The 26,749-nt window shown below is 37.8% G+C and carries 23 protein-coding genes and 1 riboswitch; of the genes, 5 read left to right on the top strand and 18 right to left on the bottom strand.

Features of this window, described 5'->3' with window-relative positions; translation table 11 throughout:
• Positions 1-162 precede the first annotated feature (162 nt).
• Positions 163-387 carry a hypothetical protein gene (locus V7147_RS07125; RefSeq protein ID WP_335367158.1) on the top strand — a complete coding sequence of 75 codons (225 nt, stop codon included), beginning with the start codon at positions 163-165 and terminating at the stop codon, positions 385-387.
• Between the two features lie 140 nt (positions 388-527).
• Here the strand turns inward: V7147_RS07125 and V7147_RS07120 are convergent, their stop codons facing one another.
• Positions 528-1,292 (bottom strand): MIP/aquaporin family protein, encoded by a 765-nt coding sequence (locus V7147_RS07120; protein WP_335367157.1) that lies wholly within the window; start codon positions 1,290-1,292, stop codon positions 528-530.
• A gap of 12 nt (positions 1,293-1,304) precedes the next feature.
• Positions 1,305-2,519 (bottom strand): formaldehyde dehydrogenase, glutathione-independent, encoded by a 1,215-nt coding sequence (gene fdhA, locus V7147_RS07115; protein WP_335367156.1) that lies wholly within the window; start codon positions 2,517-2,519, stop codon positions 1,305-1,307.
• A 274-nt stretch (positions 2,520-2,793) separates the two neighbouring features.
• Here fdhA and V7147_RS07110 point away from each other — a divergent pair, with 274 nt between their 5' ends.
• Positions 2,794-4,563 (top strand): sigma-54-dependent Fis family transcriptional regulator, encoded by a 1,770-nt coding sequence (locus tag V7147_RS07110; protein ID WP_335367155.1) that lies wholly within the window; start codon positions 2,794-2,796, stop codon positions 4,561-4,563.
• Between the two features lie 106 nt (positions 4,564-4,669).
• On the opposite strand, the gene V7147_RS07105 is transcribed toward V7147_RS07110, so the two are convergent.
• Together V7147_RS07105 and V7147_RS07100 are read right to left on the bottom strand one after the other, a co-directional pair.
• Entirely contained in the window at positions 4,670-5,719 is a 1,050-nt protein-coding gene (locus V7147_RS07105; RefSeq protein WP_335367154.1) for a 2,3-butanediol dehydrogenase, read from the bottom strand.
• A gap of 740 nt (positions 5,720-6,459) precedes the next feature.
• Positions 6,460-7,587 carry a PD-(D/E)XK nuclease family protein gene (locus V7147_RS07100; RefSeq protein ID WP_335367153.1) on the bottom strand — a complete coding sequence of 376 codons (1,128 nt, stop codon included), beginning with the start codon at positions 7,585-7,587 and terminating at the stop codon, positions 6,460-6,462.
• Positions 7,588-7,938: 351 nt separating this feature from the next.
• Here V7147_RS07100 and V7147_RS07095 point away from each other — a divergent pair, with 351 nt between their 5' ends.
• Positions 7,939-9,693, top strand: coding sequence for a PhoX family protein (locus tag V7147_RS07095; protein WP_335367152.1), 1,755 nt, complete (start codon positions 7,939-7,941; stop codon positions 9,691-9,693).
• A gap of 165 nt (positions 9,694-9,858) precedes the next feature.
• Here V7147_RS07095 and V7147_RS07090 read toward each other — a convergent pair whose 3' ends face one another.
• The 9 genes from V7147_RS07090 to V7147_RS07050 form a co-directional block, all read right to left on the bottom strand.
• Complete coding sequence (locus tag V7147_RS07090) at positions 9,859-11,577, bottom strand: sulfate adenylyltransferase (protein ID WP_335367175.1); 1,719 nt, start codon at positions 11,575-11,577, stop codon at positions 9,859-9,861.
• A gap of 67 nt (positions 11,578-11,644) precedes the next feature.
• Entirely contained in the window at positions 11,645-13,180 is a 1,536-nt protein-coding gene (locus tag V7147_RS07085) for a solute symporter family protein (RefSeq protein WP_335367151.1), read from the bottom strand.
• 13 nt (positions 13,181-13,193) lie between these two features.
• Positions 13,194-13,523, bottom strand: a complete 330-nt coding sequence (locus V7147_RS07080; RefSeq protein WP_335367150.1) for a DUF485 domain-containing protein — start codon at positions 13,521-13,523, stop codon at positions 13,194-13,196.
• A gap of 150 nt (positions 13,524-13,673) precedes the next feature.
• Positions 13,674-14,423, bottom strand: coding sequence for a LytR/AlgR family response regulator transcription factor (locus V7147_RS07075; RefSeq protein ID WP_335367149.1), 750 nt, complete (start codon positions 14,421-14,423; stop codon positions 13,674-13,676).
• A 17-nt stretch (positions 14,424-14,440) separates the two neighbouring features.
• Positions 14,441-16,189, bottom strand: a complete 1,749-nt coding sequence (locus tag V7147_RS07070) for a LytS/YhcK type 5TM receptor domain-containing protein (RefSeq protein ID WP_335367148.1) — start codon at positions 16,187-16,189, stop codon at positions 14,441-14,443.
• Positions 16,177-17,730 (bottom strand): solute symporter family protein, encoded by a 1,554-nt coding sequence (locus V7147_RS07065; RefSeq protein WP_335367147.1) that lies wholly within the window; start codon positions 17,728-17,730, stop codon positions 16,177-16,179. Before V7147_RS07065 ends, V7147_RS07070 begins: the two co-directional genes overlap by 13 nt.
• Complete coding sequence (locus tag V7147_RS07060; protein WP_335367146.1) at positions 17,727-18,002, bottom strand: DUF485 domain-containing protein; 276 nt, start codon at positions 18,000-18,002, stop codon at positions 17,727-17,729. The genes V7147_RS07065 and V7147_RS07060 overlap by 4 nt, the downstream gene beginning before the upstream one ends.
• A 176-nt stretch (positions 18,003-18,178) precedes the next feature.
• A complete protein-coding gene (locus V7147_RS07055) occupies positions 18,179-18,481 on the bottom strand; it encodes an AzlD domain-containing protein (protein ID WP_335367145.1) in 303 nt (100 codons plus the stop codon).
• Positions 18,474-19,187, bottom strand: a complete 714-nt coding sequence (locus V7147_RS07050; RefSeq protein ID WP_335367144.1) for an AzlC family ABC transporter permease — start codon at positions 19,185-19,187, stop codon at positions 18,474-18,476. The genes V7147_RS07055 and V7147_RS07050 overlap by 8 nt, the downstream gene beginning before the upstream one ends.
• A gap of 317 nt (positions 19,188-19,504) precedes the next feature.
• Between V7147_RS07050 and V7147_RS07045 the strand changes: the two genes are divergently transcribed.
• Positions 19,505-20,089, top strand: a complete 585-nt coding sequence (locus V7147_RS07045; protein WP_335367143.1) for a DUF421 domain-containing protein — start codon at positions 19,505-19,507, stop codon at positions 20,087-20,089.
• 149 nt (positions 20,090-20,238) lie between these two features.
• On the opposite strand, the gene V7147_RS07040 is transcribed toward V7147_RS07045, so the two are convergent.
• From V7147_RS07040 to V7147_RS07025, 4 genes are all read right to left on the bottom strand, one after another.
• Positions 20,239-20,904 carry a methionine ABC transporter permease gene (locus tag V7147_RS07040; protein ID WP_335367142.1) on the bottom strand — a complete coding sequence of 222 codons (666 nt, stop codon included), beginning with the start codon at positions 20,902-20,904 and terminating at the stop codon, positions 20,239-20,241.
• The gene (locus V7147_RS07035; protein WP_335367141.1) at positions 20,904-21,950 is read right to left on the bottom strand and encodes a methionine ABC transporter ATP-binding protein; all 1,047 of its coding nucleotides are present in this window, start codon (positions 21,948-21,950) and stop codon (positions 20,904-20,906) included. The genes V7147_RS07040 and V7147_RS07035 overlap by 1 nt, the downstream gene beginning before the upstream one ends.
• A gap of 13 nt (positions 21,951-21,963) precedes the next feature.
• Positions 21,964-22,785, bottom strand: coding sequence for a MetQ/NlpA family ABC transporter substrate-binding protein (locus V7147_RS07030; protein WP_335367140.1), 822 nt, complete (start codon positions 22,783-22,785; stop codon positions 21,964-21,966).
• A 73-nt stretch (positions 22,786-22,858) separates the two neighbouring features.
• The gene (locus tag V7147_RS07025; protein WP_335367139.1) at positions 22,859-24,193 is read right to left on the bottom strand and encodes an LLM class flavin-dependent oxidoreductase; all 1,335 of its coding nucleotides are present in this window, start codon (positions 24,191-24,193) and stop codon (positions 22,859-22,861) included.
• A 320-nt stretch (positions 24,194-24,513) separates the two neighbouring features.
• A riboswitch (SAM riboswitch) is annotated at positions 24,514-24,613 on the bottom strand.
• A 390-nt stretch (positions 24,614-25,003) separates the two neighbouring features.
• On the opposite strand from V7147_RS07025, the gene V7147_RS07020 reads away from it, so the two are divergent.
• Entirely contained in the window at positions 25,004-26,077 is a 1,074-nt protein-coding gene (locus tag V7147_RS07020; protein WP_335367138.1) for a C40 family peptidase, read from the top strand.
• 121 nt (positions 26,078-26,198) lie between these two features.
• Here the strand turns inward: V7147_RS07020 and V7147_RS07015 are convergent.
• The coding region (locus V7147_RS07015; RefSeq protein ID WP_335367137.1) for a fibronectin type III-like domain-contianing protein at positions 26,199-26,749 on the bottom strand (551 nt) is incomplete at its 5' end.

Below are 26,749 nucleotides of genomic sequence, written 5' to 3'. Positions count from 1 at the left end.
AAATATAAACCAATTTATTTCAAGTTCCCTTATTTTATTTTATGTAGGTATATGTATTATTTGTAGACAATTTATCTTAAAGTCTAATCAATTCAAAGACACTTGTCATATGGTGGTCAGGAAGGTTACAGGACAAGAGAAACTAACAGGAGGTGATTAAATATGCCATTTTATCCTCCAAACCCAGGAAGGAGACCATTCCCTCCAAGAAGATTTGGACCGCCTAATCGAATTAGACGACAGCCTCGTTCTTTTTTTACAACTCCAAATCAACAGGCTCCAACTTCTAGACTCCAAGGATTACAAACGGTTATGGGACACGTAGGAAAGGTTACAACCGGAATTGGTATGCTAAGACAAATGGGAGGACTTTTAAAGTTTTTCTAATATTTTTTATTCATGAAGCTGTTATAAGGAGAAATCCTTTAATAACAGCTTCTTTTCAATTGCCAAACACCCTCTATAAAAATCTAAAAAGGCGATAGTCGCCTCCCAAAAAGTGGAGGGACTATCACCTTTACATATCTCTATTTAACTACTTCAGTTTGAGTTGCTTCATTTGATACCGGTAACTTTTTCGGACTAGTCATATACGTATAAAGCACCGCCGCTGCAATGGCACCAATTATTGGACCAATTACATAGACAGGGAACTGGATCCAGTTGATATTACCACCTAGTAGACTATCTACAACATATGGTCCGAAGGTTCTTGCAGGATTAAATGATGCTCCCGTAGCACCGGCAGTCATCATGATGATCCCTCCAACGGTTAAACCTATAACAAGTCCTCCCCAATCCTTTGGAGCCCTGGAGTCTACTGCAATTCCCATAATTACGAACATCAGAATAAACGCTGCAATGGCCTCAATAATCATACCTTGTAAATATCCGGTAGATGGTGCAAGTACAGTAGCACCCAAATTACCTAACAAGACTCCGTCCATGCCTAAAACCGTTACAATTCCAAACGCCCCAATGGTACCACCCACACATTGTGCAATGAGATAGGGTCCTACTTCTTTCCATGGAAAATGACCAGTCGAAGCTAATGCGATCGTAACCGCTGGGTTAATGTGACAACCCGTTAATCTTCCTATTGCATAGATCATGGCCATAACAATTATTGCAAAGGCAAAACTGATCACTCCAATATCCGCCAATGTTGTAGACTCGTTGTTATTAGCCGTGATAATTCCATTAAAGGCAGCTGTTCCAGGACCAATGAGAACTAATAAAGCAGTACCGATACCTTCAGCAAAACATCGTTTGAACAGGCTGGGTGTCTCCATCACCAGCCACCCTTATTTCACAAGTCCATGAGGGTCAATTACGTATTTTCTTGAAGCACCTTTATCAAACTCTGCGTAGCCCATTGGCGCTTCGTCTAAGGAGATAACCGTTGCATTCACAGCTTTTGCAATCTGTGCTTTTCCACTTAAAATCGCTTGCATTAAGTCACGGTGGTATTGCATGACTGGTGTTTGTCCTGTTACAAACGTATGCGCTTTTGCCCATCCTAATCCTAGACGAACTCTCAATGTACCAATTTTGGCATCTTCATCAATTCCACCTGGATCTCCTGTTACATAAAGACCTGGAATTCCAAGTCGTCCCCCAGCACGTGTGACCTGCATAATTGAATTTAATACAGTTGCTGGTGCTTCTATACCACTCGTACCATGGGCAGATGCTTCAAAGCCTACGCAATCTACAGCACAGTCAACCTCAGGAATACCTAAAATTTGGTCAATTTGCTCTCCCAAATCTGGGTGATTACGTAGATTTACTGTTTCACAGCCAAAACTTCTTGCTTGGGCAAGCCTTTCTTCATTTAAGTCCCCTACAATAACGACAGAAGCCCCTAATAGCTGTGCCGAATGTGCTGCTGCTAACCCTACAGGACCTGCTCCTGCTATATAAACAGTAGATCCTGGCTTAACACCAGCGCTCACTGCTCCATGATAACCTGTTGGAAAAATATCAGAGAGCATTGTTAAATCTTTAATTTTTTCCATCGCTTGATCTTTATCCGGGAATTTCAATAATTGGAAATCGGCATAGGGTACCATCACATATTCAGACTGGCCTCCTACCCATCCCCCCATATCTACATACCCATAGGCTGAACCAGGACGATCCGGATTTACATTTTCACAAATATGTGTGTTGCGCTCTTTACAGCTTCGGCATCGTCCACACGCAATATTAAACGGGACGGACACAAGATCCCCTTTTTTGATAAATTCCACATCACGACCAACTTCAATTACTTCTCCAGTTATTTCATGCCCAAGCACAAGTCCTGCGGGAGCCGTTGTTCTCCCTCTCACCATATGCTGGTCACTTCCACAAATATTTGTTGTAACAACCTTCAAGATAACACCGTGATCACATTTACGTCCTACGTTTAAAGGGTTTACTCCAGGTCCATCTCTTAACACTAAATCTGGATAACCAATATCCATTACCTCTACTTTACCAGGTCCCATATAAGCTACTGCTCTATTTCCTACCATCTTTTTTCCCCCTCCATAAAAATTAATATGAAACAGTCATTTTATATACTTGCAATTATCGTGCCAATCTTAATTTCTTTTAAAATTGCGCTTTTTAAGAAGGAAAAATAAGAATGCTGTTCAGTACTTGAGCAGCATCTGTCCTATTTTGATACATAGGTGAAATAAAGTATTCATTACTTTCAAAATAATGGAATAATAGTATAATAAATGTAAAGTAATATTTTCACTTGTAAAATGGCTATGAAAGTATTTAAGGGGGATAGGTATACTCATGTCATCCGTCAATCTTTTCAATCAAAGGAACATTATTGATCTTTCTTGGAAACGATGTCAAAGGTTTGGACTTTCACCCACCGGCCCAATTCAGGATATCAAAATTACGGGCAAGAAATTACAAGAGGTTCTAACAGAGAATGAGTATTTGATTAAACATACTACTGCCATTTTAGAAAAGCTTTATCCTACCATTCATTCAAGTGGACTTGTTACAGTGATCGTTGACGGTAATGGAACAATCATTCATAAAATAGGTAATCTCGATATTGATGAATCCATTGACTATTTTTCAATTGGCTCAAATTGGTCAGAGGAAGTGAAAGGTACCAATGCAATTGGACTTGCCATTTATGAGAAAAAAAACATCATCACCCACGCTGAACACCATTTCCATGTTAAAAATCACTTTCTCACATGTGCTGCAAGCCCCATTTTTTCTCCAAGTGGCCAATTTATCGGAGCAGTTAATATTAGTGCAAGGAAAGAGTTATTTCATCCTTCCATGGTTTCTTTAGCTAGTATGATTGTAGAAGCTGTGCAAAACCGGTTACTCATGGATCATGTAAACCGTGAAAAGCTTCTAGCATTAAAAGAAATGGAAATTACAGCTAATCTAAGTTCAACCCCACATCTTACTCTCGATCTTGAAAGAAGAATTATTCGTGCAAATAAACCCGCCCAGCAATTATTAGGCAGTGATTGTATTGGACAGGAGTTCCATATGAAAGGTGGCTATTCGATCGATATCATCGACGATTATTCAAATAAAGTTTTTCGTTCTGTTGTGTCCTTACATAGAAATAGCCATAAATCCTCTCAGGACAAAAAGCTTTATACCATATCTGATATTTTTGGCTCCTGTGCAAAAATAGCAAATGTAAGGAAAATTGTTAAGAAGGCTTCCTTATCTGAGTATCCGATCATCATTTATGGAGAAAGCGGAACAGGTAAAGAATTAATCGCACAATCCTTACATACATCTGGTACACGGAAACTAAAACCATTCATTGCGATTAATTGCAGCGCCATCCCTGATAGTTTGATTGAGAGTGAATTATTCGGCTACGAACGTGGTGCTTTTACTGGTGCAAGGCGGGAAGGAGCTCCCGGTAAATTCGAAGCTGCTGACGGTGGAACGATATTTTTAGATGAAATTGGGGATATGTCTTTGAAGGCACAAGCAGCCTTACTTCGCGTTTTACAAGAAAAAACGGTAACTAGAATTGGCGGAGATTCCGTTAAAGTTATTGATACGAGAGTAATAGCTGCAACAAATAAGAATTTGCGAGAGGAAGTACTGGCTGGAAGATTTAGAGAGGATTTATACTATCGGTTGAGAGGAATTTTTATTACACTCCCTTCTCTACGAAATAGAACGGACATTATTGAGCTAGCCGAACATTTAATCACAAAGCTAGATACCCCCTCTATTCGTTTATCGGATGATGCGAAGCAAAAGCTAATCTCCTACTATTGGCCGGGTAATGTACGGGAGCTTAAAAGTGTTCTTATGCAGGCATCGTTTTTTTCAGAAGAAAATCAAATTAATGGTGAGGATTTGCATTTTGAAGATGAATTTGAGCGTCAACCTGCTCGTGGAAATTTGGAAGTAAACACTTCACTTTCTCTGACGAACACTGAAAAAATGGCGATCTTACATACATTAAATTCTGTAGAATGGAATATTACGAAAGCCGCCAACATCTTACAAATCAGTCGAAATACGCTATATCTAAAAATAAAAAAATATAAATTACAGAAATAGAAAAAAAAGGTGCCTGACCCCGGATACGGCAAATCTTTGCCGCAAAGGGGGGCAGGCACCAGGATTTTACGTTCAAGAAGTAATCACTTAAGGTGAAATAGTTCTTTTACTTCTCACCACTCAACTCCACCAATATCTTCACTTCAGATTTATCTTTCGTTAAAGCCTCAAAACCATCTTCCACTATATTAGCCAATCGAATACGCTTGGTAATTGCCTGTTTCACATCAATCTTACCAGAAGCAATTAAATCAATTGTTTTCTGATACACTTCAGGCTCATAAGCAGCACTAGATGTGATTTTTACACCTGAAATAGTTAAATCCATTGGGTTGATTGAGATTGGTTGTGCAATAATAGAAATGATAACAACCGTTCCTCTAGTTGTTGTGGAGCGAATCGCTTGATTGACAGTTGCTTCAACACCTGCTGCTTCAAATGTTACATCAAAACCCGCTGGAACAAGTTCTTTCGTAGCCTCAACAGGATCCTTTTCTCCAGTATTAACAACATGTGTTGCGCCTAGCTCTTTTGCTTTTTGTAGTCTAGCTTCAGACAGGTCAAATACAATGATATCGCTTGCTCCTTGTGCTTTTGCTGCCAGAACGGTTAAAAGACCAATTGGACCAGCTCCAAAAATACCTACTGTCTGTCCTTCTTGTAAGTTCCCTTCTTTTAACGCTTGAAGGGCTACTGCTGTTGGTTCGACTAATGCTCCTTCTTCCAACGTTACATGGTCAGGAATGGCATATAATTGTTTTTCGTTCAGTACGGCATAATCAGCAAATCCACCATCTTGTCCTAAACCAATAAAGTTAAAACCATCGTAAATATCATATTCAGGACTTTTATTTCCATATGTAATTAATGGATTGATCACAACACGATCCCCAGCTGAATACTTCGATACATTCTTTCCTACTTCTTCCACAACTCCTGAAAATTCATGTCCTAACGTTAAAGGCGCTGTTTTTCCCGTTAATGGATCTGGATTGTCTACTGGAATCGTAATAGGACCATGTAAATATTCATGTAAATCACTTCCGCAAATTCCTGTCCATGCCACACGGACTTTTACATCTTCCGCACCAAGAACAGGTACCTCCCTATCCTCAACTCGAACATCTTTTGCTTTATACCATACAGCTGCTTTCAATTCTATCTCCCCTTTGTCATTAATTTTTGAAACTATCCAAGCCCCAAAGGCAATTTTCCTTGGGACTATGTTAATACAAATTCAGGTCTAACCAAAATCTTACATACTAATCTCAGCTTTGTCATGTATTTAACTTTTCAAATCAAATTTCATTACCACAGGACATTGAGTAATTTCTTTCTTAATTTAAAGGAACATTAGAAGACGCTGACGCGATAATGCTTACGCCGGGTACTGGCTACTTTACACGAATTCAAATCCTATCGTTTCCACATCCCCAACTCAAAAAAATTATTTATATTATTTCTAGGAGGGGTGGTGAATAAGTTGGAACAAGAAACGATTCTAAAGGAATATTACAAGCATTTAAACTATATTCTGAGAAAAATGACAAAAAGTTGAATATGGTGAAAAACGGGTTGGAATCCAAGATAGACAAGTTAGAATCCAAAATGGATACAGGTTTTGCCCTTGTGAATGAACGACTAGATAGATTGGAAATAAGCTAGACGGAATACGTGTGAGTTAACGGATAACAAAGAAACAATAGACTTTATATTAAGTAAAACTGCACAGCATGAGAGAAAACTTCAACAACTCATTAATCAGCAACTATAAAATCCTCACAAGTTGTTATTCTCCCTATATACTGATTCTCAATCCTTGATTTTTTCTGTTAACTTACTATTCAAAGCCTGCCCCTAGTATAAATACTTTATCACGCTGAGGGACAGGCCCTGTTATCCTCTCTTCCACTCTTCCAAAGCAGAATCTACTACTTCTGTTATCTTTTCCACTCGTCTTATCAATTGTTCTTTGAACTCTTTTACAGTAGTTTCTTCAGTTAGTAGCATTTTTGTATATGCAATTTGATTGGAACCATTATATGGAGAGAGTATGGTATCGTTTTGTTCCTTAATCTTTTTATGGATGACCGTTTTTATTTCGTCCCTCTGCTTAAGGTAATAATCATAGCCTATTGCATTTTTTAGCTGTTTCTTCGTTAGATAGGGACGTGTTTCATAATGTAATGGCAAGGTGAATGTTTGATTAAATACATCAAATGTGCATTCAATATGTATATCAAATGTATTGCCACTTACGATATAAGTACCTTTCTCATCTTTTTTTACCTTTTCACCTTTCCATGAATCCTTGGAAAATTGCACGAGGTAATTAATTCTTCCTGCACCCACTACCTGACCAATTGGGGACCTTGTCAGCATTGTTCCATCCAAAGAAATGGAATCCATTAGCTTTCGAAAGCGAATTTTCAATCGTTCTGCCTCAGTCTCCTCTGTAAACTTTTCAAATAATAAATCATTGTCTGTTACATCAAGGTCTTTATAAAAGTCAATAAGCACAGATGTGAAATCTTCGTACAACATGTTTAATCCACTATCCTCAATACTTGGTGGGATTTCTTTTATCAACTGCTCATATGAAATATTACTAAATACCGGGCTGGTAGGAATCGTTTCTGGAACAAGCGTTAGAAATAGTAGTTTCACTTGGACATGCTCATGCTTAATGTTCAGTTTTTGTTTTATCTCAGTAATACATGTTTCACTCGCATATCTCATTGTCTGTTGATAACCCTCATCAGCTTTAAGCTTATTTTCTACAAGAAGCAAGTAACATTGTTCTTCATTTTGAATAACGGAGATCATATCTGGAATGCCTACTGACGTATAGATTCTCGTATAGGTTGTTACTTCAAAACATCTTGGCTCTTCAATCCCTAAAAAACGAGTTAAAAACGATTCTCGAAAGTAAGAAGATTGATTCAATAGCGTGACAAGAAAGTTTGAAATAATATCTTCCTTATATGTAATACCAAGTTCTTTAAATAAATTTACCCTCTTCATTTACTTTCTCGGCTCCTTATTGGGTCTTACAGATAAACGAAAATTCGCAGTATCTGCTAGTTGACCATTTTTATATAGATACATTATAACAGCGACAAAGTTGAGCGTAAGCTCCGGTTTATTAAAATACGTCACCCCATAGCGGCGTGACAACATAAGTAACTATGATTATATTGACTTATATTGAATATTAAGAAAGTAGGAATTTAGATTTAGCTGTAACACCAAACGTGACTTTTCTACCAGAAAGATAAATAATATTTTCACATTATCAAAACAGAAGCTTAATATATCCGATTTAAGATTAATTTGAGATTAAATAAAACTATCAATGTATCGGAGGAATTTCAAATGAATAAGAAAACAATTATTGCACCAATCCTAAGTGCAGCGATTTTATTTCCAACTGCTACAAATGTTTTTGCAGCACCTTATAAAGAACTTCCAGTAAAATCTTTGGATTTTATCGGAATGGAAGCACCTAGCACAGCAAAAGAAAAATCAGCTATGTATACTGAAGCTCAAGTAAAGGTAACTCTTGCTAACGGACAAGAAGTAATAAAAGATTTAACCTATTCACACTTAGCAAAGCCTGGAGAGAAAATTAACGGTAAGGTTGTCGGTGCATCTTATGATGTTAATGGGAATGAGATTAAGGATAAAAACGGAAACACAATCTATTCCACATCGCCAGATATGAATTCACTTCTAACGGTTAACGGAAAAAGTGGAAAATTATATTTGGTGAACCATTTTGAAGGAATGCCTGATAATGAAATCGGAGAAATGCCAAAAGCTGTTTATTTAAATACAGTCGTACAAGATAAGAAAACAGGTGCATTAAAAATTACCGATATCCATCCAATTGACTTTTCTGCTGATGGCGGTATTTGGACACCATGTGCAGGTGTTTTATCACCTTGGAATACACACCTAGGTAGTGAAGAATATGAACCAGATGCCCGTGATTTCGAAGCGGATCCAGAAAATAACGATGTCACTGAATTTGCTAAAAACTATTATCAAGATCCAAATGCAATCGGTAATCCGTATCTTTATGGACACACAACAGAAATTAGTGTCCATCCAAATGGTGAAGCAAAAGCTGTAAAGCATTATAGTATGGGAAGACTATCCTTTGAAAATGTAGCAGTAGCACCTGATAACCGGACTGTATATATTGGGGATGATGGTGGATACGTCATACCGTTCATGTATGTAGCTGATAAGGCAGGAGATTTATCTTCTGGTAGCTTGTATGCTGCTAAATTTAATCAAACAAGCGCAGAAAATGGTGGTGCTGGTGAACTAAAATGGATTAAATTAGGACATGCAACTGATGAAGAAGTGAAACAATTGGCTGAAGACCTATCATTTAGCGACATCTTTGAAGCAACTGAAGATAAGGCATATGCACAAGCAAATGGGTTTACAACAATTAAAACGACAGCTGGAGTCGAATATTTAAAAGTGAAACCAGGGATGGAAAAAGCCGCTGCATTCCTTGAATCTCGCCGTTATGGTGCGATGCTTGGCGCAACTTCAGAATTCAACAAAATGGAAACTTTAACATTCAATAAAGCAGATAACAAAGTTTATATGGCCATGTCTTATATTGAAAAAGCTATGCTCGAAAATCCTAATGATCCTGTAGATGATATTCGTTTACCTAAGCTAAGCGCTGGTGCTATTTATCAAATGAATATCGAAGATAAACAAGTTGATCGTGAAGGCAACCCAATAAATAGTGATTATATCGTAACTGATATGGAAGCCATTATAACAGGTGAAGATCTGCCTACTCGAGACTCACTGGGTAACACGGCTAACCCTGATAAGATGGCTAACCCTGATAATATTGTGTTTTCAGAAGAACTGCGAACAATTTTTATTGCAGAGGATAGTGGGATGCATACGAATAACTTTGGCTGGGCATATAATGTTGATACAAAACAGTTAGAACGTATTTTTTCTGCACCAGATGGCGGTGAAGTAACAGGATTCCAAGCAATCAATGATTTAAATGGACATTCCTATTTAATGGTAAGTTCACAAAACCCTGGAAACATTGGATATGTTCAATTACCTACTGTTGATAAAAAATAATTCACAATAGACATTGAATCAATTGGATAAAGTTAATACAAAAAGCCAGCGTCTAAAAGCGCTGGCTTTTGCCTTGCGAGAATCTCTCCTATTATTCTCAATTGCTTTTGAGTGAAATTACAAATGTTTATACTCTTTCAAAACGTCCTATATCACACTAACACTCTATTCCTCATCAATACCCCGATATCGCTTATATGGCAGCGGATTCCATGTTCGGTAATCGAGATCCCCTTTGCTTAATGCTGCAGGTATGTCTTCAAGTATTTTTTTCGCTACCTCTAGTTCGCGCTCAGCTTCTGATTTATCCTGATACAAGAATTCATCAGATGCTTTTTCCATTGCTCCGTCCACTTTTTCTTTCAAGTCTTCTACAACCATTTCCTGCTGACGATAAATCGCTTCTCTGGCTTCCGTTACCCACGCTGGCTGCACGGAACGAAGGTGATCTGCCACATAACTGAATTCGTCAAAGACTTCTTTATACACACGATCCGCATTTTCGCGTATATCCTTTATGGCTGCTTCCAAATCATCTATCGTTAGTTCACTCATCTCTAATGGGCGCCTGCGGTTGGAACCGCCTATTCCTTTCGAATGTAGATAATAAGGAAATATAGACTTAATCGTTTTTCCAACAGGTGCAGTTGCAAGTCCATCCTCATCTACACCTTTAGGCTGCACACCTTGCATGGCAATACGAGCAGATTCTGGTCTTACAATTTCCTTTGGTGGTAAAACACCATACCGTAGCAATTCACGGATACCAGTTCCAGAAATATTGATACGATAGCGATCATCGTGTGGACATGTTTGTTCCGTAGCAGGATTGTCACAACGTGTGCAATAGAATACCTCATGGAATAACCGAATATCAATTCCTAGTTCCTCATTCGTATACGTATCAAAAATCATGTGACCAGCATATTTGTCATAATAATCACCAACACCCGCATGATCTCGGCCAATTAATGCATGGGTACAGCCGTAATTTTTCATAATAAGTGCATGGAGTACTGCTTCGCGAGGACCTGCAAAAATATAGGTCACACGCAATGGTGAAAGAATCGTTCTCTCCTTTGGATAATACGTATCAAGCACAGCCTGGTAGGATAACATACGGAATTCATGTCTTGTATATTCACGCTTTGCCATCTCAACTAAAGGCTGAACAAATAATCCATCCATTTCCTCAAGTGCATTGCGGTGAATATATTCATGACCACGATGCAATGGATTTGCACCTGTAATAAAACCCGCTACCGATTTAAATTTTTTCTCCTCATAAAACAGTTTCCATGTATCTTTCGGCTCAATTCGTAATTTTTCAAAAGGTCCCCAATGGACACGGCGCAGGAGCTGAATCGGTCCGCCTAATGCAGTATCCCCCATCCGTCGATAAATGGAATCAACACCAGGGTGATTGCGGTCAGTCGTACCAAATAGTTGTTCTGCACGGAAGTTTCGATCATAGTCGAAAATATCGTCTAGCTGTAATATAGCTACTGGTTCCTTCGTTTCATCTACTAATGCGACCTCATCTCCCACCGAGAGTGTTTTAATTACTTGCTTATTTACCTCGCCAATTGGTGCGAAACTTAGCGGCACAGGCCAAACAATTCCATTGGCTAGACGCCCATCTTTTAATACCGATTTATAGTCCGCTTCATTCATAAACCCTTCATTTGGAGAAAGTACACCTGTGGCTATCATTTCAAGCGTGATGACAGCCTCCAAATCAACCATAATATATGGAAGCTGCTTTGCCCGCTCCATTGCTCTATCTTGTTCATCTCCAGTTAAAACACGGTCAACTAACTTCCCCCCATGTGGCTGTTGAGGATAATTTGTCACTTTTTCTTCTACACTGATTTCTTTATTCATTACCAAATCTGTCTCATCCCCCTTAAATGTTTAAAAGATTCATATTCGTGCTACTCATAATTCACATTTATTCCGCTTTTTTAAATCCTGTATGTGCCCTTACAGATACTTCAGCAAAACGTTTGTAATCATTTTCTTTCGAGAAAATCGTTCCGAGGTAACCACCAAGGAAGCCTAATGGCACACTCACAAGTGCAGGATTATCTAATGGGAAGATTGGGTTTCCTACAAATAGAGCGGCCCCTTCAACTGGCGAGAATACGCTAGGACTGATCGATACTAGAACTAGTGCCGAGATTAATCCGGTAAGAACTGCCCAAACTGCACCCGAAGTATTAAAGCGTTTCCAATACACTGTGTATAAAATAACTGGCAAATTCGCACTTGCTGCAATACAAAATGCTAACGAAACCAGGAAGGCAACGTTTAAGTATTGAGCTCCTAATGATAATAAAATGGATAGAACAGATACCCCTAATGCTGCATAGCGTGCAGCAAGCATTTGCTGTTTTTCTGTTACCTCTCCTTTTTTAATAATTTGCCCGTAAATATCATGTGCAAATGCGGATGCTCCTGATAACACAAGACCCGCAACTACCGCTAAGATTGTCGCAAATGCTACTGCTGAAATAAAAGCAAATAAGATATTTCCACCAATTGCCTTCGCAAGTAGTGGTGCAGCCATGTTTCCACCAGCATTTGCTGCAAGAATTTCACTTTCCCCAACATAAATTGCTGCCCCAAAACCTAGGAATAATGTTAGAATATAAAAAATTCCGATTGTCCAAGTTGCAGTAATAACCGAGCTTCTGGCTGTTTTTGCATCCTTTACTGTGAAAAAACGCATTAGGATATGCGGAAGACCCGCTGTTCCAAGCACCAAGGCAAGCATTAATGAAAGCGTTCCCATCGGATTTGTATATTTGAGACCTGGATTTAAATAAGCTGCTCCATGACTAGTTGCCGTTTTCACTTCAGTAAACATGGCCCCTATATTAAAATTAAATTTCATGAGTACCAAGAACGAGATGATAACCATTCCTGCCATCAGTAGTACAGCCTTCGTAATCTGTACCCAACTTGTTGCGATCATTCCACCAAATAAAACGTAAATCGTCATCATAACCCCAACAATTAACACGGCTATCCAATAAGGAATATCGAATAATAACTGTATAAGTGCACCGGCACCAACTAATTGTGCAATCATATAGAAAAGAACAATAGTAATTGTACTTAGCGCCGCAGCCCCTCTTACTTTTTTCGCATCAAAACGTGAGTTAATCATATCCGCAAGTGTATATTTACCAAGATTACGGAGTGGCTCTGCTACTAAAAACAATACAACTAAATAGGCAATTAAAAATCCGATGCTATAGAAAAATCCATCAAACCCTTTTAAAGCAATCATTCCGGCAATACCAAGGAAGGATGCCGCAGATAAATAATCACCAGCGATTGCTAATCCATTTTGCCATCCAGTCAATCCCCCACCTGCCGTATAAAAGTCGCCAGTGGATTTTGTTTGTTTTGCTGCAAAATACGTGATGACTAACGTAAGAATTACGATTGCGAGAAAAAGAATAACTACTACCGGATCCATTTACCATACCCCCTTATTTTAACTGCTCATTAATGATTTGCTCAGCTTCTTTATCAAAGGAACCTGCTTTTTTTACATAGATTGTACTTAACACCCAAACCATCACAAACTGTGAAACTGCAAAAATCCAGGTCCAAGAAATATCTCCAATCACTGAGGTATTTAAAAATGTTGTGTAAGAAGTGAAAATGGGCAATAGAAAGTAAAAAACCATAAAAAATACAGTCATTGGTAAAATAAACTTATTCTTTCTGCTCAAAAACTGTTTAAACTGTGGACTACTTTTAACTTTTACATAATCGATACCTTTCTCCTCGCTAGCAACTAATTTCTTTTGAGCCAAAATAGACCATCCCCTTCCATCGTAATTTATAGATAATTATATATATTTTAAATATTATATAATTAAAAAATAGATGAATGGTCGAATATTTAGGATGAATGGTTATGAATAGCTCGTGAATGGTTATAGCTCCTAGTCATTTATCTCTTATCATTTAAAAATATCAAAAATGGATTTACTCGCGGAACGACTTACAGGGATTTTTGAACGATTTTTATCTTTTAATGTCAAATTGCTCGTTCCGTTAAACCATGGGGTTATTTCTAAAACATGATTTAGATTTACCAAATAACTGCGATGTGCACGGAAAAACTGATGACCTGCCAGCTGATCCTCTAGTTCTTGTAAGGTCATCCGACTCATGATGATTTTATCCTGGGTATGAATCTCTAATAATCGATTACTTGGCACGGCGTAGTAGATGGAATCAGGTGAAACTACAACCATCCGGTCACCATCATCAATTAAAATCTTGGATAGTATCGTTTGTGCCTTTTTTTCGGTTGTTTCACTAGTATTCTTTCGATTCTCCAAACTTTTGCGAATTCGCTTCATTGTCCTTCGAAATCTTGTCTCATCATATGGTTTTAATAAGTAGTCAACGGCTTCTACTTCAAAAGCATCCATTGCATATTCATCATAGGCAGTGGTAAACACAAATAAAGGAATCGCATCTGACTCCATTTTCATAATATATTTTGCTGCTTCAGTTCCTGTAAAACCCGGCATCTCTACGTCAAGAAAAATAACATCCGGTCGATGTTCAGAATATAACTCTATTAATTGTTCACCCGTTTCCGCATGGGGGGTGAGGATAATACCCTTTTCATCCTTCAATAAATACAGCAATTCCTTTCTTGCCATCATCTCATCTTCAGCAATCATCGCACGAATATTCATCCCATCACCTGCTTTTCTTAAATTTGATTTGGAATTGGAATCGAAAACTTTACTTCACTTCCCCCATAGGACAAATTTCGAATATGCAATCTCGCTGACTCCCCTAATAAATGGACTAATCGCTGGTTTACATTATAAATACCTATCCCGCCATTATTCGTACTTACTAATGGCTGCAGACTTACAATCGGTAAAATCTGTTCTGGAAAACCTCTCCCATTATCTCGGACTAAAACGGCAAGTCTCCCATTCTCTTTTTCTATTACTATTTCAACCTTTGCACCATCTGTTACATTTTTCAAACCATGTTGAACCGAATTTTCAATCAAGGGCTGAATGCTCGATGGCGGAATATAAATATTGGAAAGATCATCCGGCTTTATAAAATTGATTTGTAACCTTCCTTTAAATCTTTCTTGAATAATAGAAGCGTAGCTTTGCGCATGTTCACACTCTTTTTCAAGTTCAACCAGTGATTTCGATACTAAGCGTATATTAAACCTCATATAACTTGCTAACTGTAGTGTTAAGTGACGTGCTGTCGCAGGATTTTCCCGAAACAAACCGGCAATTAATTGAAGGGTGTTAAATAAAAAGTGTGGATTGATTTGAGCCTGTAAATTCCTTAACTCCGCATCTCGAATATGTGCTTTTAGTTTTTCCGTCCCAAGCATATTCAATTGATCTGAAATAAATTGGCCTAACCCTTGTGCCATCATCATTTCAACTGGTGAAATATGCTCTTCTTTACGGAAATAGAAAGTAATCAGATACGTTACTTGATCATCTTCTATAATCGGAATGAAGATAGCTGCCTCAAGGCTGCATTTTTTATGAGTACACATTAATTCTGATTTTACGTGTGTAACCTGAATTTTTTTCAAATGAATCGCCTTTTGTGCTGGATGTGCCGTAATCAGATCACCAAAATGATGATGATCTTCTCCCAAACCTTTATGGGCTAAGACCTCTTTTTGATCTGTAATGGAAACAGCAGCAAGCCTCAGGCGACTATATAATAAATTGGCTAAGCCATTCGCAACGTCAAATGGAGAGTCTTTTTTTAAAAATGGAAGTGCTTCCTTCGCAATCGTTAATGCTTGTTTCGAAGCTAAAGCTGCCTCATTTTCTTGTTCACGAAGAACAATTCCGATCATCGCTGTAAAAATGGCAATCGCTGCACTATTGGATAACACAAGGGGTAACCCAATTGTATTTACAAGGGCAATCATATCTAGTCTATCTGTGTAAATAATAAGTAATAACTGCATGTGTAACACTGGAGGAAAGACTCCAATAAATAATGCCTTCAGCGGAGAAATAACACGTTCATTGGAAAAAAATCGTGCCGTTAGCCCTGCCAGTAAGCCGGTAATAGGATTGACAAGAGCATTCGCCACTCCTCCAACACCGCCAAGAAATAGGAGATGGATCCCAGTTATAACGCCAGCGCCAAAACCAAGTATCGGCCCACCTAATAATCCAGCTATCACAATCGCAACAAGGCTCATGCTCACAATTAATTGTTGATCCTCTACTGGAAAAATAATTAATTGATGACTGAAGAATCCATCCTCATGAATGACAATCCCTGTAACCGTACTGGCTATTCCAAATAAACCAAACACTCCTGCATGAACGAGCGACATTTTCACACTATAATTACGGTACAATAATGACCTGAATCCAGGTGTCCTTGTCATAACAAATGCAATAATAAGAAGTAGTCCCAATCGTTCAAACAAAATAATCGTTAAGCTTTCCATTTCTTTTCTCCCCTTGATGCAAAGCCGGACTGCGATTGAATATAAAACTCGTTAAATTCATCTATGGATTGAGATTGTTTGCTTGAAAGAATGGCGCCCAAATATGCTCCAAGAAATCCAATAGGAATTGTAATAATGCCTGGATTATATAGTGAAAACACTGCCTCTCTTCGAATCCATCCATCATGCGGATCCATAATGTGAGGTCCTAGCATGACAAATAGAAAAGAAGCAACAAGACCACTAAGCATTCCTGTAATAACCCCCGCTTGAGTAAAACGCTTCCAATAAATCGTTAATAAAAGAACCGGGAAAATACTTGAAGCTGCAACGATAAAAGTAATCGAAACAAGAAATGTTACATTAATGGTCTCCAATCGTAGAGCAAATAAGGTAGAAATTAATCCGATTCCTAATGCCGACCACCGTGCTGCTCTCAATTGTTCCTTCTCCGTTGATTTCCCTTTTTTCAAGATATGATGGAAAATATCATGAGCAAAAGCAGTTGTAGCGGAAATAACGAGCCCTGCGACGACGGCAACAATGGTTGTAAAGGCAATCGCAGAAACAAATGCCAACAGGAAGTCACCACCAACCGCCTTAGCAAGTAAAGGAGCTGCTAAATTTCCAGTAGGATCGAGTGCCATTAGCGAATCATATCCTAAGAACGCAACAGTCCCAAGACCTAAAACGAGGGTCATGACATAAAAAACTCCAATAATCCAGGTTGAACTTATTAGAGACCTGCGCACTTCAAATGTATTACTAACTGTAAATAGTCGTATTAAAATATGTGGCAATCCAGCAGTCCCAAGCACTAAAGCAAGTTGTAGTGAAAGGAATTCTAGTGGATTATCAAATAAATTTCCAGGAAGGAAAAACGTTTCTCCCAATGGCGTACCAGTTTTTACTTCTCGAATTAACTTCGCAGCATCCCAGTTAAAATGAGAAAACACGATAAGTGTGAGAAGAAATGTTCCCGACATAAGAAGAACAGTTTTGACAATCTGTACCCAAGAAGTCGCAATCATTCCACCTACAACGACATAAAACGTCATTAATCCCCCGATTACAATGACCGAAATGGAATAATCGATATCAAGCAGTAAACGAAGTAAAAATCCTGAAGCAACAAGCTGAGGGATTATGTATAGGATTGAAATGATGAACGTACATAATGCCATAATTAATCGCATCTTATCACTCGGAAATCGTTTACAAATGACATCACCAAGAGAATATTTACCAAGACGATGTATGGGTTCAGCAATTAAAAATAAGACAACTAGATAAGAAACTAAAAAGCCAATTGAATATAAAAATCCATCATATCCACGAATCGCAACCATCCCAACGATCCCAAGAAAGGAGGCTGCACTAATGAAATCGCCCGCAATTGCCATTCCATTTTGAAAACCTGTTAATGTCCCAGCAGCAATATAAAACCGATTCGTTGTTTTACTTCGCTTGGCTGCCCAATATGTAATAATCAATGTACAAACAATGATATAAATAAGAAATAAAAAATAGGTAGGATTCACAACGATTTCTCCTTATCGAAGCATTCCATCTGTCTTTCAATTTTATTAGCAGTCCTATGATAAAGCCCACAGAAGAACCATGTCATCGGAATTTGTAAAAATGCATACAACCATGCCCAAGATATATGATAAATAAAGCTTGGCCGATTCATCACATCAGGAATGAAAATAAGAGATAAAGGAAGCAAAAAATAAAACAGTAATGCAGCAGCCAAAGCAGGCGCCATCAACTGCTTTCTCTTACGAATCAAATGTAAAATTTGCTCCTCCATTCATTCGCCTCCTAATTTTGAAATCTGAAAAATCTGTAAAATAATCCAATTCAAATAATACATGAAGGATGTCAACTTGTAAAGTTGATCCTCTCACTATTAAATAGGAAGAAATAATTGAAAAGTGCCCGACACATACACATGTATCAGGCACTTGTCGATATTAAGTATTGCAATTAAAGCACCAATTCTACTACATAAACAGAAAGGCATGCAAAGATCGATACCGTAAATAAATTTCTTCCTGAATAAGCGAGGATAACCGCAACAAGAAAACCAACCAATCCCGATATAGGTGATGCTGTGGAATCGAGAATTGCCGGAAATACCATCACAGCCAAAGTAACATAAGGTACATAGTATAAGAAGGAACGAGTATACGTATTTTTGATTTCCTTCCGAATCAGTGTAAGTGGCAATAGCCGAATGAGGTATGTCACAACTGCCATCACTACTAAATAAAGATAGACACTATTCATGAACATCCTCCTTTATAGGAAACAGTGCTGCCGCAATTCCCGCAATTACAAAGGTTAATAAAATAATTTTTAAACCAGTTGATAGCATTTGAAGAAATGGAATCACGTCAAATAGGAAACTACTAATCATTGAAATGACAATTAAATTAAACAATATTTTGTTTCCTCTTGCTGGAGGTAGAATGACGGCTATTAACATCCCATAAAGGGCGATACTCAATGCATTCGTGATACTTGCAGGTAAGACATCCCCTGAATACACCCCAAAAAATGTACCTAATGTCCATCCAGGTATAGCAGCACTCATAATGCCATATGTGTAAAATGGATTTAATTTTCCTTTAACAGCCACCGAAACTCCAAAGACTTCATCCGTTATTCCAAAAGCCATGATCATACGATGGATCAATGATGTCTTCGGGTCAATCTTCTGCGATAAGGCAGCGGACATCAGAAAATACCTTGAGTTAATAATAAGTTGTGCTAGTGCCACCTCAACTAATAAAGCGGAGGTGGTTATTAATGTAACGCCAGCAAATTGACCAGCTGAGGTTAAATTCGTTGCAGACATCATAACAGCTTCTATGGTATCTAATCCCGCTTGATCAGCAATAATTCCAAAACTAAAGGAAACAGCTAAATATCCAAGTGCAATCGGTATACCATTGAAGAACCCATTCTGCCATGCGATGTAATTCGATTTCATTGCTTGTCCCTCTCTTGATGTGATAAATTTTATTGATTTTATCAGAAAAATTGATATTAGTAAAATTAAAATCCATCTACTAAGAAGGTTTGTTATGCCCATAGAGAAATTTGGAATAAGTTTCCTGAATTACAATGCTATAATCTTACTTACTCAAAGAAACAGTATTTTAAAGAAAATAATGGGAAACTTAATAGCGAAGGTAGCTGCTACCAATATTGCGAAAATCGAAATATACGCAAGCAACTTGTAAGCGACGCATATTTCGAAAAGTAGAAGCAAATAACCACAAGATGCAGTTAAAAAAGAGGGATAAAATGAATTATATTTGGGAAGCAATTGCAATTTTATTTACTGGGTTTTGCTTATTTCGGATTGCAGGAAAGAAGACAGTGGCTCAAATGACAGGATTAGAAACAATAACCCTTTTGGCGATTGCATCAACAACAGGTCACGCTATATCAGAAAATAGTTTAATAAAAACAATATTTGCCCTATGTTCCCTTGTAGCCCTTCTCTTATTCATTCAGTTTCTAACGATAAAATCGAATACCTTGCAAAGATTATTTATAGGAGAGCCAACACCGGTTATTCAGGACGGAAAAATTAGATCTGATAATCTCAAAAAGCTACGCATGACCGTTGAACAGTTAGAAGCAAGATTACGGGAAGAAGGTATTAATTCAATCACTGATATTGAATCTGCATCGATTGAGATTACTGGACAACTTGGGTATGAGTTAATGAAACATGCTAAGCCGGTAACCGTTGGAGAATTGGAGCAAATGATGAACCAATTCCAATCGAATATCCTTCAACAGCTCACCGATAGTGAGCTTGGAAAACCAGTTCAAAATGGCCCAAAAGTGAACATAGTGGAAAAATCTACTCAAAAAAGCTAATTCAAAAAATGTAAAGGTGCCCTCCCCCACCAAGTTTATACTTATAACAAACTACGGGCAGGCACCAGAAGTTAAATCGCGATCCCCCTCCCTCTGCTACTTGGGGATATCGTTGAGAAGGGAATAAATCCTGCTGATTTTGGTGATCTTTATATCGTTTTTTTCAATTTCTTCGCAGCATAATTTCCAAGTGATTGAACGATTTGAACTAAGACAATTAATATAATTACCGTACCGAACATGACGGGTAAATCCCACTGTTGATAGCCGTATCGAAGGGCAAGATCACCTAGTCCTCCTGCTCCAATGACACCTGCCATCGCCGTAGCGCCAATTAAACCAATTAGGGCAATTGTCATACAAAGTAAAATGCCTGGTCGTGCTTCTCTTATGATGATACGAGTTACTATTTGTGTACGGGAAGCCCCCATCCCCCGATAAGCTTCAATAATACCGTAGTCTACTTCAAGTAAAGCTGTTTCGATGAGTCTTGCAATATATGGCGCAATGTAAACTATAAGAGGGACAATTGCTCCTGGAATTCCGATTGAAGTGCCTACAATCCATTCAGTAAACGGAATGATAGCTAGCATTAAGATAATAAATGGAAGCGACCGAATAATATTAATAATTGTATTTAAAATATGGAACAACCATTTGTTCGGAGTTAGATGATTGGGTCTTGTTATGACAAGTAATACTCCCAACGGAATCCCAATAATTGTTGCAATGACAAGTGAAATCACTACCATTGCAGTTGTTTCATATAAAGATATTGTGAATAAGGAGAGCAGTTCATCAAATCGATCAATCATTACGATACCCCCACATGCTTTCCGTTAATTTCCAAACTTACTTCGGCATGGTATACTGTGTCTTTCAAATAAGTTATTGCTTGCTTCACTTTATCGTAATCCCCAGAAATATGGACCAATAAAATCCCTAGTGGAACTCCTTTTAGATAGGTAATTGAACCATGGACAATATTTGTGATTACTGAATATTTCGATGAAATTACATTAAGGACTGGATCTAGTGCTGAATCACCCCGAAAGGCTAAACGTAAAAGATAGGAATGGCCAAATTTCTGTAACTTTTCCAACATTTCTTCAGTAATCGTATCATCATACAGATTCTGCAAGAACTTTTTCGTAGTTACTTGAAAAGGCCGACTAAAAATGTCAAGAACAGTTCCTTGTTCAATCACTTCCCCTTTTTCCATAACAGCCACATGATCACATGTTTTTTTGATGACTTCCATTTCATGAGTAATAAGAACAATGGTTAAACCTAGCTTTTTATTAATATCTAAAAGTAATTCCAGAATCGAATCTGTCGTTTGCGGATCCAAAGCAGAAGTTGCTTCATCACATAATAAGATTTCAGGTTCCATTGCTAAAGCACGGGCAATACCTACACGTTGTTTTTGTCCGCCTGATAATTGAGATGGGTATTGCGTTGCCTTATCCGCTAATCCGACAAGTGTAAGCAATTCTCCCACTTTTCGTTGGATTTCTTTCTTCGACACTCGATTCATACGAAGAATTTCGGCAACATTATCGAACACATTATATGAAGAAAGTAGATTAAACTGTTGAAAAATAATACCGATTTTTTTTCTTGTGTATCGCAACTCCTTTTCATTCAACGTTAGAAGATTTTTACCATTAATTTTTACTTCACCGCTTGTAGGTTTTTCAAGAAGATTGACCATACGGAGTAACGTACTTTTTCCCGCTCCGCTAAAGCCTATCACTCCAAAGATTTCTCCTTTTTCCACACGAATATTTACATTTCTTAATGCTTCAACATCTGTTTTACCTATTTTATAGATCTTGTTTATATTTTTTAACTCAATCATTTAGATGCCCTCCTTAATCAAGTTGAAAAGGATCATTTGTTACGAAAATGACATCCTTGTATCGTTCTTCAATAAATTGTTTCACTGCATCAGAATGATACAATTCTGTTATTTTTTTATACTCTGGATTGTCTTTATTATTTTCCTTTGTTGCTACTACCATGGGAAACTTAATTCCAGTCTCTAAATAGATCGCTTCATTCTTTGGGTCTAAGCCTTGATCAAAAGCATGTGTGCTAGCTACGATACCAGCATCAATACTATTTAGGGTTCTTAGCATTAAAGGCCCCTCTATTTCTTTAAATGTAAAGTTTTTTGGATTGCTTTCAATGTCCCTTAATGTTGGTTGCTTGACGTTGGTCTTTACTGTAATTAATCCAGCTTCCTCATAGAGAAACAGTGATCGCGATGTGTTTACAGGATCATTTATTATCCCTAATGTGGCACCTTCTGGAATTTCATCAATGCTCTTATATTTTTTTGAGTAAATTCCAATGGTACTATTGTAAGTTGTACCTATTGCTACCAAAGGAGCGTTACGATCTTTTATAAATTGTCCTAAAAATTGTTTAGTTTGGAACATGTTTAAGTCTAATTCCCCATTAACAAGAGAACGGTTTGGTGTAATAAAATCGTTAAATTCTATCACTTCAAGATTGATTCCTTCTTTTATAGCTTCTTCTTTTACTATTTTAGTAATTTCGTCTGGTGGACCTCCTGTTACCCCGATTCTTATCGTTTTTTCATCTTCTTTACCTGACGTTGCCGAAGTTGTACAACCAGTAATTAGGATAAGTATAAATACCATACATAGTGATAATAGCTTTTTGTTCATTTTTATCCTCCCCATTCAATATTTTTCAGAGTAAGAAAATCCAGTTATTCTCTTACTCTCCTAAAATTTTATGTTAGACATTTTCTCTTACTTTAACGTTTGGATAATCCAATCCAAGGTGATCCCTAAGCGTTTCACCTTCATAGTCTGTTCGGAAAAGACCACGGTTTTGTAATTCAGGCGTTACATGATCCACAAAATCTGTTATTCCTCCAGGGAAGTATGGGATTTTTACATTAAAACCATCGCAAGCTTCGTTAAGAAACCATTCACTTAATTTATCTGCAACGTGGTCACCCGAGCCTACTACAAATAAGTGACCTTGCCCTCTAGCAAATAGGCTTGCTAATTGTCGAATTGTTAAATTTTCTTTTTTCGACAGATCCCTTAAGATTTTAAATCTACCTTTTTCTCCGTTATATTGTTCTATGCTTGGGAGATCTGGCAGGAAAGAATCAGGAGAATAATGAATTAAATCTATACCAAGATATCTTGATAGCATTCCAATCCCTAATTCCGGTAGTATTAACTCTTGAAAATGTTCATATTTTTCTTCTGCTTCTTTTTGGTTTTTTCCGACAAATGGTACAACACCAGGCATGATTTTAAACTTTTTTGGATCCCTTCCATAACTACGCACTTTATTCTTCATTTCTTGATATAAAACTTTACCTTCCTCTAAAGTAGGAGAGGCGATTGTGAAAAATACATTAGCTACTTTGGCTGCAAAATCTTTTCCTCTTGGGGAAGCACCAGCGGATAGAAGTACTGGATTTCCTTGAGGTGATCGGGGAATATTTAAAGGACCCCGTATTTTGTAATACTGTCCATTAAAATGGATTGGATGGACCTTATTTCCATCTAAAAACCTCCCTTTTTCACGATCAAATAATAATGCATCATCCTCCCAGCTATCCCAGAGTTCCTTTGTAACTTGAACAAATTCCTCACATACTTCATACCTCTTTGAATGATCCAAATGTTTCATTTCTCCGTAATTTTGTGCTTCATTATCATGTGCAGAGGTGACAATATTCCAAGCTGCGCGGCCTCCACTTAAATGATCTAGAGTTGAAAACTTTCTTGCCACATTATAGGGATGATGATAAGTGGTAGATAATGTAGACACCAAGCCAATTTTCTTTGTTAAGGCTGCAAGTGTTGCCATGACTGTTGGAGCTTCCAATCTGATTTGTGGCGTATACTCGAGATCTTCCTCGCTATGGGCAAGCACATCCGCGATAAAGAGCATATCGAACTTACCTTTCTCTGATAACTCTGCAATTTCTTTATACAAGTTTAACTGAACCACTTCCTCCGTTTTTGTTTCTGGATAACGCCACGCTGCTAGATGATGACCTAAATAAGTTGTGAAAAAAGCTCCTAAATGCATTTGTTTCTTTTCCATTAAAATCTCCTCCTATTGAAGAACAAATTATTTTTTTCTATAGTTTTCTATTGCACTTGAGGCAATTAGATTGACTACCATATCGGGATGTGGTGGATTGTAAAGTCCGCATTGTATATCTTGAAAATACTACTCTATTAAGGGAAATCAAAAAGGCCCTAATCTCATATTGAAATGAAATTAAGGCCTCCGGTGTTCCGGTCAGCTTTAGATATTGATAGCTTAAACTATAGTTTTTCGATACATTTACTAAGTATTTTTACAAAAATAAAACCTCTTCTACAAATAAGAAGAGGTTAAAAGAATCATTTCTTGTGCTCTTCTTATCTTTCAAGCTGTCGCTTGCTGGATTTGGCACAGTACAATAAGTCTGTTGCCGAGGTATCAAAGGGCCAGTCCCTCCACCTCTCTTGATAAGAAATTCATATTCATTTTTAATTTTCTGAAATCCAATATTTTAAAAATAACAAAGTACCCAAATGATGTCAACAATTATTTTTCTATGTCATGATGATCCCGCTAACGTGTATAGCTTAGCGACGAAACCACTCATGATTTATAATTAGTAATATAAATTAAGCAAAATCTAAAGTCAATACTTTTTAAATATTAATAACTTTTTAGTAGTAAAGTACTACTTCTACTCATTTTGAAAGGAATTTTTAGAGTCGACAAAATTTAGCAATTTCGAGTGATGCCTGCTTAAAATAATGGATAACTATTCCTCCATTTCCACATTAATCTACAAATCTAGACAATCCTATAGTATAATGTTTTTTAGATAAATAGATTTGCGAGGAGGTACAAAAGTTGGGTAAAAAGAAACTATATATGTCCGTGACTACGTCTGCACTCATCGCTTCGGCTTTTTTTGCAGCGGAGGAAGCTGAGGCAGCAAGCACGTACAAAGTTCAGAGTGGAGATTCACTGTGGAAGATTGCGCAAACGCATAATATTTCTGTTACACAATTGAAGTCCTTAAACAATTTAACAAGCGATATTATTTTCCCGAATCAAGTCCTTAAGACAGAATTAAATTCCACAAACAATTCAACAAGCAGCAACACTCAAATTTCAACTGAAAAAGAAGTCCAAAAACCTAATACATCAGCAGCAACTACATACACTGTAAAGTCTGGTGATACACTTAGTGGTATTGCAACGAAACATAAGATTTCACTTAATGAATTAATGGCGTGGAATAACTTAAATTCTACTCTTATCTACCCAGGAAATGTGTTTGTTGTGAGTAAAACGACAACAACCGAGAAACCAAATAACACTACTACCGAAAAAACAGAAAAACCTCAAGAAGAAAAGGTTCTATCCGCTACTGTTTATATAGTTAAATCCGGTGACACCTTATCAAGAATTGCAATAGATTATAAAGTTACAGTTGCAAACCTTAGACAATGGAACAATTTGAAATCAGATATGATCTATATTGGCCAAAAGCTAAATATTGGTGATGGCGCTAAAGTAGAAACTCCTAAAGTTGAAACCCCACCAACAGATATAAGCTATAATGTTGATCAGTTGATTACGGTAGCAAAAAACCAATTGGGAGCAGGCTACGCATGGGGTGGGTCTACACCTAATGGATTTGACTGTAGTGGGTTCATTTACTTTGCCTATAAGCAAGCTGGATTAAATACCCATCGTTATTCTAGCGAAGGCTACCATATGCGCTCCTATTATGTAAATACACCTAATGTAGGAGACTTAGTATTCTTTCAAGGAACTTATAAAGCTGGCATTTCTCATATGGGGATTTATCTTGGAAACAATGAATTCATCCATGCTTCTGATAACGGCGTAGTGATTTCGAATGTAAATGACGCTTATTGGAAAAAACATTTTGAAGGATTTAAGAGATTCTATTAATAAATTTTAACGGATGAGGAAGTCAATTCTGAGGAATTGACTTCCTTTTTATGTAAAAAAATTCTCCAAACTAGAAGGGCAGTGGTCTCCAATAGGAACTCCCCTTGCCCTTTTTATTGTCCTATCTAAGTTTGAACTTCAACATTATTTCCTTTTCGAGCGGGGTGTCTGCCGATGAGCCACCGACATGCACACGGTACTTCCCGTCAACAGTTGCCCACTTCCCGTCGGCCCAGTTCTTCAGATTCTTCGGCTCATCCGGAATGAAATAAGAGAACGGGTGGTTAGAGTCGGCCAAATTGATTCTGACAGTCACCTGCTTGCTCTCACCAGGCTTGAGGTAGACCTTCTCGAAGTTAACGAGTCTCTTGGATGGCTCCGCCGCCTCATCCGGTAGACTTAGGTAGACCTGTGCCGCTTCAGCACCGGCAACTTTACCAGAGTTCTTGATGGTGAAGGACACGTCAAGACCGGACACCGAGCCCTTTTTACCGTGGACCCTCTTCAACTTAAGGTTGTTATACTTGAAACTCGTGTACGATAGGCCGTACCCGAAAGGAAATACTGGCTTCACGTTGTTGGCCTCATACCAGCGATAGCCCATCTCTAGGCCCTCGGTGTACTGGGCAATCAACTGTTCGGAACCGTTACCGTACGGGCCTGGTCCACCAG

This window comes from Bacillus sp. JJ1521 (assembly GCF_036965165.1).
Taxonomy (GTDB): domain Bacteria; phylum Bacillota; class Bacilli; order Bacillales; family Bacillaceae_L; genus Ferdinandcohnia.
This window is presented reverse-complemented; position numbering and strand designations above follow the sequence as displayed.

Bases quoted from the DNA above. Each gene is read 5' to 3' on its own strand.
- V7147_RS07125 (WP_335367158.1), top strand. From the start codon at position 163: ATGCCATTTTATCCTCCAAACCCAGGAAGGAGACCATTCCCTCCAAGA.
- V7147_RS07120 (WP_335367157.1), bottom strand. From the start codon at position 1,292: ATGGAGACACCCAGCCTGTTCAAACGATGTTTTGCTGAAGGTATCGGT.
- fdhA (WP_335367156.1), bottom strand. From the start codon at position 2,519: ATGGTAGGAAATAGAGCAGTAGCTTATATGGGACCTGGTAAAGTAGAG.
- V7147_RS07110 (WP_335367155.1), top strand. From the start codon at position 2,794: ATGTCATCCGTCAATCTTTTCAATCAAAGGAACATTATTGATCTTTCT.
- V7147_RS07100 (WP_335367153.1), bottom strand. From the start codon at position 7,587: ATGAAGAGGGTAAATTTATTTAAAGAACTTGGTATTACATATAAGGAA.
- V7147_RS07095 (WP_335367152.1), top strand. From the start codon at position 7,939: ATGAATAAGAAAACAATTATTGCACCAATCCTAAGTGCAGCGATTTTA.
- V7147_RS07090 (WP_335367175.1), bottom strand. From the start codon at position 11,577: ATGAATAAAGAAATCAGTGTAGAAGAAAAAGTGACAAATTATCCTCAA.
- V7147_RS07085 (WP_335367151.1), bottom strand. From the start codon at position 13,180: ATGGATCCGGTAGTAGTTATTCTTTTTCTCGCAATCGTAATTCTTACG.
- V7147_RS07075 (WP_335367149.1), bottom strand. From the start codon at position 14,423: ATGAATATTCGTGCGATGATTGCTGAAGATGAGATGATGGCAAGAAAG.
- V7147_RS07070 (WP_335367148.1), bottom strand. From the start codon at position 16,189: ATGGAAAGCTTAACGATTATTTTGTTTGAACGATTGGGACTACTTCTT.
- V7147_RS07060 (WP_335367146.1), bottom strand. From the start codon at position 18,002: ATGGAGGAGCAAATTTTACATTTGATTCGTAAGAGAAAGCAGTTGATG.
- V7147_RS07055 (WP_335367145.1), bottom strand. From the start codon at position 18,481: ATGAATAGTGTCTATCTTTATTTAGTAGTGATGGCAGTTGTGACATAC.
- V7147_RS07050 (WP_335367144.1), bottom strand. From the start codon at position 19,187: ATGAAATCGAATTACATCGCATGGCAGAATGGGTTCTTCAATGGTATA.
- V7147_RS07045 (WP_335367143.1), top strand. From the start codon at position 19,505: ATGAATTATATTTGGGAAGCAATTGCAATTTTATTTACTGGGTTTTGC.
- V7147_RS07040 (WP_335367142.1), bottom strand. From the start codon at position 20,904: ATGATTGATCGATTTGATGAACTGCTCTCCTTATTCACAATATCTTTA.
- V7147_RS07035 (WP_335367141.1), bottom strand. From the start codon at position 21,950: ATGATTGAGTTAAAAAATATAAACAAGATCTATAAAATAGGTAAAACA.
- V7147_RS07030 (WP_335367140.1), bottom strand. From the start codon at position 22,785: ATGAACAAAAAGCTATTATCACTATGTATGGTATTTATACTTATCCTA.
- V7147_RS07025 (WP_335367139.1), bottom strand. From the start codon at position 24,193: ATGGAAAAGAAACAAATGCATTTAGGAGCTTTTTTCACAACTTATTTA.